This is a genomic window from Streptomyces sp. NPDC004561, assembly GCF_053602155.1.
Window position 1 is genome coordinate 1 of the sequence record NZ_JBSGDB010000377.1, and the last position, 8,702, is coordinate 8,702.

General features: G+C 72.8%; 10 protein-coding genes. 3 read left to right on the top strand and 7 right to left on the bottom strand.

The window, feature by feature from the left end; all coding sequences use genetic code 11:
- Positions 1–63 precede the first annotated feature (63 nt).
- Genes ACWEN3_RS34615 through ACWEN3_RS34630 form a run of 4 tightly spaced genes read right to left on the bottom strand, consistent with a single transcriptional unit; the run spans position 64 to position 2,832 of the window.
- Positions 64–1,122 (bottom strand): SpoIIE family protein phosphatase, encoded by a 1,059-nt coding sequence (locus tag ACWEN3_RS34615; protein WP_452979105.1) that lies wholly within the window; start codon positions 1,120–1,122, stop codon positions 64–66.
- Positions 1,119–1,565 carry an anti-sigma regulatory factor gene (locus ACWEN3_RS34620; protein ID WP_452979128.1) on the bottom strand — a complete coding sequence of 149 codons (447 nt, stop codon included), beginning with the start codon at positions 1,563–1,565 and terminating at the stop codon, positions 1,119–1,121. Before ACWEN3_RS34620 ends, ACWEN3_RS34615 begins: the two co-directional genes overlap by 4 nt.
- Positions 1,565–1,945 carry an STAS domain-containing protein gene (locus ACWEN3_RS34625; protein ID WP_452979108.1) on the bottom strand — a complete coding sequence of 127 codons (381 nt, stop codon included), beginning with the start codon at positions 1,943–1,945 and terminating at the stop codon, positions 1,565–1,567. Before ACWEN3_RS34625 ends, ACWEN3_RS34620 begins: the two co-directional genes overlap by 1 nt.
- Entirely contained in the window at positions 1,942–2,832 is an 891-nt protein-coding gene (locus tag ACWEN3_RS34630) for an STAS domain-containing protein (RefSeq protein WP_452979111.1), read from the bottom strand. Before ACWEN3_RS34630 ends, ACWEN3_RS34625 begins: the two co-directional genes overlap by 4 nt.
- Positions 2,833–3,080: 248 nt before the next feature.
- Here ACWEN3_RS34630 and ACWEN3_RS34635 point away from each other — a divergent pair, with 248 nt between their 5' ends.
- On the top strand, positions 3,081–3,362 hold the full coding sequence (locus ACWEN3_RS34635) for a hypothetical protein (RefSeq protein WP_452979114.1): 282 nt from the start codon (positions 3,081–3,083) through the stop codon (positions 3,360–3,362).
- A gap of 347 nt (positions 3,363–3,709) precedes the next feature.
- Here ACWEN3_RS34635 and ACWEN3_RS34640 read toward each other — a convergent pair whose 3' ends face one another.
- Positions 3,710–4,435 carry a class I SAM-dependent methyltransferase gene (locus ACWEN3_RS34640; protein ID WP_452979117.1) on the bottom strand — a complete coding sequence of 242 codons (726 nt, stop codon included), beginning with the start codon at positions 4,433–4,435 and terminating at the stop codon, positions 3,710–3,712.
- Between the two features lie 224 nt (positions 4,436–4,659).
- Entirely contained in the window at positions 4,660–5,853 is a 1,194-nt protein-coding gene (locus ACWEN3_RS34645) for an acyltransferase family protein (protein WP_452979120.1), read from the bottom strand.
- Positions 5,854–6,196: 343 nt separating this feature from the next.
- Between ACWEN3_RS34645 and ACWEN3_RS34650 the strand changes: the two genes are divergently transcribed.
- Positions 6,197–6,748 carry a substrate-binding domain-containing protein gene (locus ACWEN3_RS34650; RefSeq protein ID WP_452979131.1) on the top strand — a complete coding sequence of 184 codons (552 nt, stop codon included), beginning with the start codon at positions 6,197–6,199 and terminating at the stop codon, positions 6,746–6,748.
- Here ACWEN3_RS34650 and ku read toward each other — a convergent pair.
- The gene (gene ku / locus ACWEN3_RS34655; protein WP_452979123.1) at positions 6,720–7,682 is read right to left on the bottom strand and encodes a non-homologous end joining protein Ku; all 963 of its coding nucleotides are present in this window, start codon (positions 7,680–7,682) and stop codon (positions 6,720–6,722) included. The genes ACWEN3_RS34650 and ku overlap by 29 nt on opposite strands.
- 468 nt (positions 7,683–8,150) lie before the next feature.
- On the opposite strand from ku, the gene ACWEN3_RS34660 reads away from it, so the two are divergent.
- Positions 8,151–8,453, top strand: coding sequence for an STAS domain-containing protein (locus ACWEN3_RS34660; RefSeq protein WP_452979126.1), 303 nt, complete (start codon positions 8,151–8,153; stop codon positions 8,451–8,453).
- The last annotated feature ends 249 nt before the right edge of the window (positions 8,454–8,702 follow it).

Consider the following 8,702-nt stretch of genomic DNA (forward strand, 5'->3'; position numbering starts at 1 on the left):
GCTAGCCGCGCCAGCAGGGCACGGGCGCGGGCCGCGTCGGCGGCGCCGGCGAGGGTCCAGGTGTCAGAGGTGACTGTCATGGGCGCTGGTCCGGCGGTCGGGGGCCAGTACGGCCACGCTGGTGTCGTCGCGTAGGGGTCGGGCGGGGCTGCCCGCGTCCCGGAGGATGGCGGCGGCCAGCACCGACGGATCGTGGGCGAGCAGGTGCGGGTCCTCCGGAGGCGTCCAGCGGCTGGGCAGTCCGTCACTGTGCACGACGAGCAGACTGTCCGCGTGCCACGGCACCCTGCGCACGGGGACCTGTGCCGGGAAGTACGCCCCGACGATCCCCGGATGCGAGACCAGGGACGTCCAGCCGCCCCCGGTCCGCAGCCGGGCGCCGACGTTGCCGACCCCGGCGAAGCTGAGTTCCGCCCGTTCCGCGTCCACCTGGGCGACGGTCACCGCCGCCCCCCGGGTGCGGCGCAGGGCGGTGTGCAGCCGCCGCAGGATGTCCACGGGCGGCAGGTGCGCGGTGCGGCGCAGCTCCGCCACCGCCGCGGCGGAGGCGTGCGCGGCCTTGGGGCCGTGCCCGAGACCGTCGGCGAGCAGCAGCGTCAGCAGCCCGCCGCAGCGCACCCAGGTCCAGGCGTCGCCGCACTCGTCGGACTGCGCCAGCGACACGGCGATCCCGCCCGCCGGCACATCCGCCGCCGGCCGCCGGCGGCCGACCGGCTCCGGGTCTATCCGGGCGGTGGCCACCGTCCCGCGGCCCGGGGTGCCGTACAGGTGGAAGGAGTTCGCGATCCGCTGGCAACTGCCCAGGCCCGCCCCGAGGGAGGTCCCGGCGGTGGTGTAGCCGTCGCGCAGCGCCGTGGTGACATCCGCGATGCCGGGCCCGTGGTCGAGCGAGAAGAGCTGCACCGAGGTGCCCGTACCCGACGGCGGCGCCACGAGGTTGACCACCATGCTGCCCCCGCCCGCGTGCTTGAGCAGATTGGTGGCCAGCTCGGTGACGACCAGCTCCCCGGCCGCCGCGCGCTCCGGGTCCAGCCCCGCCTGCCCGCACGCCTCCCGGACCGCCGCACGGGCGTCCCGCACCCGGGTGGAGTCGTGCACCGGGATCTCCCACACCCGGCTCATTCCACTCCCGGACGCGACGAGGGAACCTGCGCCACCCAGGCGACGGCCGTGATGGTCGTGCCCCGGCCGGGCTCGGTGTCCACGCTGAACTCGTGCACGAGCCGCTTGGCGCCGCTCAGTCCGAGCCCCAGGCCGCCCCCGCTGGTGTAACCGTCGGTCATGGCCATCTCCAGGTCGCGAATGCCGGGACCGCTGTCGATGAAGGACATCTTCAGGCCCCGGGTACGGCCGTTGTGCAGCGGAGTGATCTCCGCCCGGCCGCCGCCGCCGTGCACCAGGGTGTTGCGGGCCAGTTCGCTCGCCGCCGTGACCAGCTTGGTCTGCTGGACGAGGCCGAAGCCGAGCTGCGCCGCGCACTGCCGCACCTGCTGCCGGACCCAGGCGAGATCCGCGTCCGAGCCGATGGGCAGGCTGGTCGCGGACACCTGGCCGGACGACTGCATCATGTCCCCCCCTGGGACAGCAGTTCCACGGCCCGGTCGACGTCCAGCGCGGTGACCAGACCGGGCAGGGTGAGTCCCAGCTCGACCAGGGTGATCGCCACCGCGGGCCGCATGCCGGCCAGGACCGTACGGGCGGCCAGCAGCCGGGCCGTGGAGGCGATCTCCGCGAGCACCCGGCCGAGAAAGGAGTCGACGATGTCCACTCCGGAGATGTCGATCACCACGCCGGTCACCCTGGTGGTGGCGATGCGGCTGGTGATGTCCTGCTGCAGCCGCTCGGCCATGCCGTCGTGCAGCTCGCCCTGCAGCGAGACCAGCAGGACGTCGCCCAGGGCGAGCACGGGGACCGGGGCGGGCTGAGCGGGGATGGGCTGGTTCACCGGACGCTCGCACCCGCGTCCGCACGGGAGACCTCGATGCCCTGCTGGCCCAGCGCGTAGGCCAGCGCGTCGGCGAGCGACGACCGGGTGAGTACCGAGCCCAGGTCGATGCCGAGCTGCACGATCGTCTGCGCGATGGCCGGGCGGATGCCGGAGACGATGCACTCGGCTCCCATCAGCCGCGCCGCGGCCACGGTCTTCATCAGGTGCTGGGCGACGAGCGAGTCGACCGTGGGCACGCCGGTGATGTCCAGGATCGCGTACCGGGCGCGCTGGTCGACGATGGCCTCCAGCAGCGACTCCATGACGATCTGGCTGCGCGCGCTGTCCAGGGTCCCGATCAGCGGTACGGCGACCGTGCCCTCCCACAACTTGATGACGGGCGTGGCCACTTCGAGCAGCTGCTGCCGCTGCCGCTCGATCAGCTCCGTGCCCGCGTCCAGGGCGGTCTCCATCACCACCAGGCGCAGCGTGCCCAGGAGCAGGGTCAGGGCCAGCAGGCTCTCCCGGGCCTGCGGCGCGGAGGGGTCGGCGAACTCCGCGCGCAGCAGCTCCACCGCGGGCGCGCGCAGCGCGGCCACCTCGTCGGCGATCTGGGACGGCGTCGATCCGGTCCTGGCCCGGGTCTGGGTCATGCGCCCCAGCTGTTCGCGCACCGGCAGGTAACCGGCCGCGGCGACGTCCTCCAGTCGTCCGCTCATGGCCACGTCGGACAGGGCGTCCACCACGGCCTTGCACGCCTCGACCGCCTCGTCACGGGAGACGGTGAAGACCGAGCGGAACAGGGGAGCGTCCGCCCAGCGCTGGGCGATCTGCTCCCGGCGCTGCTCCAGGAAGGAACTCACCAGCTGCGGCGCCGATTCCTCCGCCGCGTCCTGTTCCGGCACTCTCGATCCTCTCTCTCGCAACAGTCGGGTGCCGCCGGTCGGCCGGCCCCGAGTCGATCATTGTCGTCCGGCAACAGTAGTCAGTGCTCTCAGGCCGGCACATCCCGGCCCCCGGTTCCCGGGCGCCGCCTCGGACCGCACCGCGGGACGGCGCCGGGCGCGGCCGCGGGATCCGACGCCGCGTCACGTGCCGTCGTTCCGCCGCCTAGTACGCCGGCGGGCGTCCCGGCGCCCGCGAGAGGGGGGCCGTGGCCGCCTTCCACGCCGGTCCGGCGCCCGGCGAGGCCGCCAGGGCCACGGAGTCGCCGGAAGCGCTGTGGGGCCGTACGTCCACCGCGCCCGCCTCCGCATCGCGGGTGCGGGTGCCGCTCGTCCCGGAACACCACGACGGCATCGGCCCGCGCACGCTCGCCGGCAGTCCCGACGGGGCATGCCCGGGCGCGGCTATGGCCCGCGGCCCGGGTGCCGTCCCGGGGCGGGTGGCCGGGGTGTTCCCGGAGGCCGGGGCCTCGGGGTGCCGGTCGGTCTGAGCCAAGGGGCGCGGCACTTCAGTACCGCGCAACCACCGGTGCGGAGGGGTGGGGGACGGGCCCACCCCGGTCTCTTTCCCGCGCACGTCGACCCGGCTCCTTCGTTGCGTCGAGCGGTGTCGGCCCGGCGGGATCCCCACCGGGCCGGTGTCGGGGCCCGTCTACCCCGGATCGCGCCGGACTCTCCTCGGTGTTACCGACGTCACCCGGGAGTGCGAACGGCCGTCGAGTGCCGGACCTTTTCGGTCCCGCCGCCCGTGTCCCCGATGTGCGGGTTTCACCTGGTGGAAAGCGGGCAATTCAAGCTGTGCTGGCCAGCACCAATTCGGCGGAGGACACGGCACCGGCTAGTCCGGGCGCCGGAACAGGGCCGTCCACAGGAACGGTTCCCCGAACAGCGCGGAGTCCGCCGGTTCCTGCCGCATGGCGCGCAGTTCGACCTCCTCCAGACCGGAGAAGACCCGGCGCAGCGCCTCTGGCGTGTAGGCGAGGCCGCCGTGCGGACCGGGCTCGCGGTAGAAGGCCGCGTCGGGGAGTTCCGAGCCCATGCGCCCCGCGGCGAAGCAGGTGAGCGCGAAGTGCCCGCCCGGCGCCAGCGCACGCTCCAGGAGGGCGAGGTGGCTGACCCGGCGGTGCGGCGGCAGGTGGTGGAAGCACCCGGAGTCGTAGATCAGCCCGTACGGGCCGCGAAGGGCGTCCGCGGCGAAGGCGTCACCGCGGTGGAAGCGGACGGCGGCGCCCGCGGCCCGGGTGCGTTCCTCGGCCCAGCCGATCGCGGTGGGGGAGAGGTCGACGGCGTCCACCTCGAAGCCGCGCGCGGCGAGGTGCAGCGCGTTCCGGCCCGGGCCGCAGCCGAGGTCCAACGCCCGGCCGGGCGTGATCAGACCCCGGTCCAGGTACGACACCAGGTTCTCGTCCGGCTTCGCCGCGAAGAACGGCACCGGTCTGTCCCGGTTCGCATAGAAACCGTCCCACCAGGCGGCCGCGCCGCCCGTCCAGCGGTCGGCCTCCGGTGCGAACAGGCCGTCCAGGAGCCGCAGTACGTCGTCCACCGTCCGGATGCTCCGGTCCATCCGGCCCCCTCTCCCGATGCGGAGAACCTAGGGGCGGCCGCGGCGGAACACCAGGTCGCACGGCGCGGCCCGAGGGCGGTGGCGGTCGGCCGGCGGGCCGGTGGAGAGCGGTTGGCGCTCCCCGCCGAGGTCCCGCCGCGACACGCCCCACGCCCCCGCCGGACACCCCCAGGGGCCCTTTCCGGACGGACCGGCTGGCACTTTTTCGACGGCGCGCGGCCGGCTCAGTCGGTCGCGGCGGCCGGAGCCTCGTGCGCGGCCGCGGCCAGTTCCGGCTGAGGCTGCGGCTCCTGCTGAGGAGCCGGCCGGCGCCGTCGGCGCAGCAGCAGCCGTCTGGCCGGGCACTCGACCGCCTCGTACAGCAGCCAGGACAGCCCGAGCGACACCGCGAACGCGGTCGCGGTGACGGCCACCCCCGCCAGGGCGCCGAAGTGCGGCTTCGTGCCCAGCAGATGGGTGGCGGCGCGCAGCACCAGCAGGTGGATCATGTAGAAGGCGAACGACAGTTCCCCGAGCCGCACCATCCGCCGGTGCCGCCACAGGGACGGCAGCCCCTGCATGTCGGCGACGGCCGCCGCCGGGATGAGCAGGGCGAACCCGGTGATGGTGCACACCGTGGCGGAGTAGCCGGGCGCGACCTGCGGCACGTAGAAGTAGCCGATGATCGCCAGGGCGAGCGAGGCCTCGAGACCGGGCCCGCGCCACTTGTCGAGCAGCACCAGCCGCGCGGTCACCGCCCCGAGGACGAACTCGGGCAGCCGGGCGGCGGGGAAGGAGTACAGCGCGTACGTCCACCAGTGGTGGGCGTCCGCCCTGGCCAGCACCAGGATCGCCGCCAGCGACAGCGCGCCCAGCGCAGCCGACCCGCGCGGGCCGAGGCGGCGCAGCAGCAGGATCAGCAGCGGGAAGGAGGCGTAGAAGAACGCCTCGCACGCGAGGGACCAGCTGACCGGGTTCAGGGTCTGCCACCAGGGGCGCCACCAGGAGTGCAGCAGCAGCACATTGGCCAGCGCCTGCTTGGGCGCGGGCTGCGAGTGTTGGTCCAGCGTGTACGTCATGAGCAGGGCAACGGCGCAGGTGACCAGATGCACGGGGTAGATGCGGGCGATGCGGCGGCGCCAGAAGCCGAGCGCACTGTCGCGTGGCCGTGCCGACCAGGTCAGCACGAATCCGGACAACACGAAGAAGAACGACACTCCCGTGGCACCGGCACCGAATCCCCAGGAAACGAGGTGGCCGCCGGTGCCTCCGAAGTAGCCGAAATTGTTCACGTGCAGCCCGAACACCAGCATCGCGGCCATCCACCGCAGTCCGGTCAGGGATGGCAGAGAAGGAATGGCGGCCGGTGGGAACCGGGCGGTCGTCGCACCGGTTCGGGTGGGCGGCGTCCGGAGCGCCCGGGTCGTCGCCGTGGTCATCGAATCACCTGCCGCAGAGGGTTGGCGTGGGACATGAAGGGGAACGTTGCCCGTTAATCCCGCTTCCATCACCACACATGGCAAACATCACACTGCTGGCGAACGACGCTACCTCCCGTATGCCACGGACGGCGGGCCCCCATGCACCCATACGAGTGACGCACCTCACTACCGTCGATCGGCCCGAATCGGCCCGCGTGACCGACTCCGTGGCGACATGGCGCGCGGCTCCGGATCACAGGCGCGTGGAGCCCTCTCCCACGGTGAGACCGATGAGCCGCAGGTGCGGGAGTTCGCGTGCCGCGCCGCCCGGCTGCTCGCCCGCGGCCGCACCCTCGGCGTCATGTTCACCGTGCACCAGTCCTTCCACGCGGACCTCATCAAGGGCATCTACCCCGAGGCCGAACGCCTCGGTTACGACGTCCTGCTCTCCGCCGCCGCCGAGGGCCGCAGCGAGGCCAAGGCGGTCGAGGCCCTGCTCGGCCACCGCGGCGAGGCCCTCATCCTGCTCGGCCCCGAGGCCGATTCCGCCTACCTGGGCGCGCCGCTGCCGACGGCCGTCCTCGCGGGCGACGACCGCAACGCGATGGGCCTGTTGATGGCGCTGACCCGGGCCGGTGTCGAGGTGCCCCGGGACCTCTCCGTCGTCGGCTACGACGACAGCCACCTGTCCCATCTCATGCCGATCGGCCTGACGACCGTGCGCCAGGACGCCCGGCTGATGGCCGAACACGCCGTCGGTTTCGCCGTCCAGGGACTGGAGAACCCGGAACCGGAGCCGCGGGAAGCCGAGTTGGACGGGTCCGCCACCGGCGTGAGCGACCGGTACGCCGAGGAGCACCGGGGCCCGCCGACCGCGCGTGTCCTCAGGCAGCCGCGCCCAGCGCCTCGATGAGCTGCGCCCGCGTCATCTTCGAGCGGCCCGGTACCTCCGCCGCGCTCGCCCGTTCGTACAGCTCCGCCTTCGACAGGGACGACAGGTCCTCGGCCGCCTTCCGGTCGCCGCCGCGGCCCTTCCCGGCGCCCTTGGCGGACCCGCGGCCCTTGGAACGGCTCTGCTCGACGCTGCGGCTGAGCACCTCCATGAGGTCGATGACGTTGGTCGCCTCCGGCGGCTCCGGCTCGCCCACGACCTCCTCGCCCTTCTGCTTCGCGGCGACGAGCCGCTTGACGCGCTCCTCGTAGGTGTCGCGGTAGTCGCCCGGGTTCCAGTCGATGGTGAGGGCGTCGATCAGCTGCTCGGCCGTCCGCAGTTCCCTGTCGCTCGTCTTCGTGCGCCGCTCCGGCAGGAGGTCCACCACGCCGGCCGGGTCGCGGACCTCGTCGGCCCAGTGCAGGGTGTGCAGGACCAGGACGTCCGGCTGGGCGCGCAACGCGGTCAGGTACTCCTTGCCGCGCATGGTGAGCGTGGCGATGCCCGCCTTGTCGGACCGTTCCAGGGCCGCCCGCATCAGCTCGTACACCTTCGTGTACTCCTTGCCGCGCGGGCCGACGTAGTACGTGCGGCCGAAGTAGACCGGCTCGACCTGGTGAAGATCGACGAACCCGGCCATGTCGATCACCTTGGACCGTCCGGGCGCGATCTCCTCCAGCTCCTCGGGCTCCACGATCACGTACTCTCCGTCGCCGAACTCGTAGCCCTTGACGATCCGGTCGGTGTCGACCTCCTTGCCCGTGCGCTCGTTGACCCGCTTGTTGCGGATCCGGTCCGACGTGCCGCGCTGGAGCTGGTGGAAGTGCACGCCGTGGTCCTCGGTGGCGGTGTAGAGCCCCACGGGCAGCGTGACCAGCCCGAAGGTCAGGACCCCGGTCCAGATCGGTCTCGCCATGGCTGCCCTCGCCTCCGGTCCTGGTCCGCCGAACGGCAACCGCTCACGGACAGTGTCTTATCCACGGGGTCTTCCGGCCACCGACGGCGGGGGCGGCGGCTCGTTCGCCGGAGGACACGCGCAGAGCCCCGGCCCTAGGAGCAACAGGGGCAGGCCCTGGCGAGAACGAACTCGAACGACGGCCCGGCGCCGTCGTCGGACGGCCCCGATTCGTTTCTGACCCGGTCTCACCCGGCGGACACATGGGCGCCCTGGTGCCGTTGCCCTCGTTGTGACACGCTGTGGGGAGAACCAGCCTGGTCTGGTGGGAGACCCCGCGTCGCCTCGCGATGACAGCACGGTGGCCGGTGAACGGTGCGGGTGGTCTTGCTCGGCTGTGAGCGGCACCGTACGCCGCGCGCGTGACGGCCTACTTCCGGCAGTGGGAGCCGACCGTAATGGGCTTTGATCCCGAACGGTGGTTTGTCCATGCCGTCTTTCTATGTGCGCGTCAGCAACCATGCCGAGCGAACCGTGGTCACGGTGACGGGCGAACTGGACTTCGACACCTGTCCGCGGATAACGCAGGTCACGGACGCGGTGAGCGTTCGCGACCGCGTCCTCTGCCTGGACCTCGCGAACGTGCCGTTCATGGACGCCAGCGGCCTGCGCCTGCTGCAGAACCTGCGCCGGCTCACCGACGCGCGAGGCGGGCTCCTCGAACTGTCCAACCTGCGGGCCCAGCCGCGACGCGTCCTCGAACTCACGGGAACACGCGCGCAGTTCCGTTGAACAACTGGCCGACGTGCGGGTCACGCCACCGAGCGCCGAGCGTCTTCGCCGCTCGGTGGCGCATCCGGGACGCCGGTACGCCCGTAATGGTGGGTAAGGGTTCGGGACGGTGCGCCCGGACGAGCGCCCGGCTCGAGGGATACGGGAGGCGGCGCGCTCCCGGGCCCCGGGCACGGCGGTGCGCGGGGCCTGGTCCGAAGCCCGCGTCCGGCACGTGGTGCGGGACAGCCGCCGGCCCACTGAGCCGCT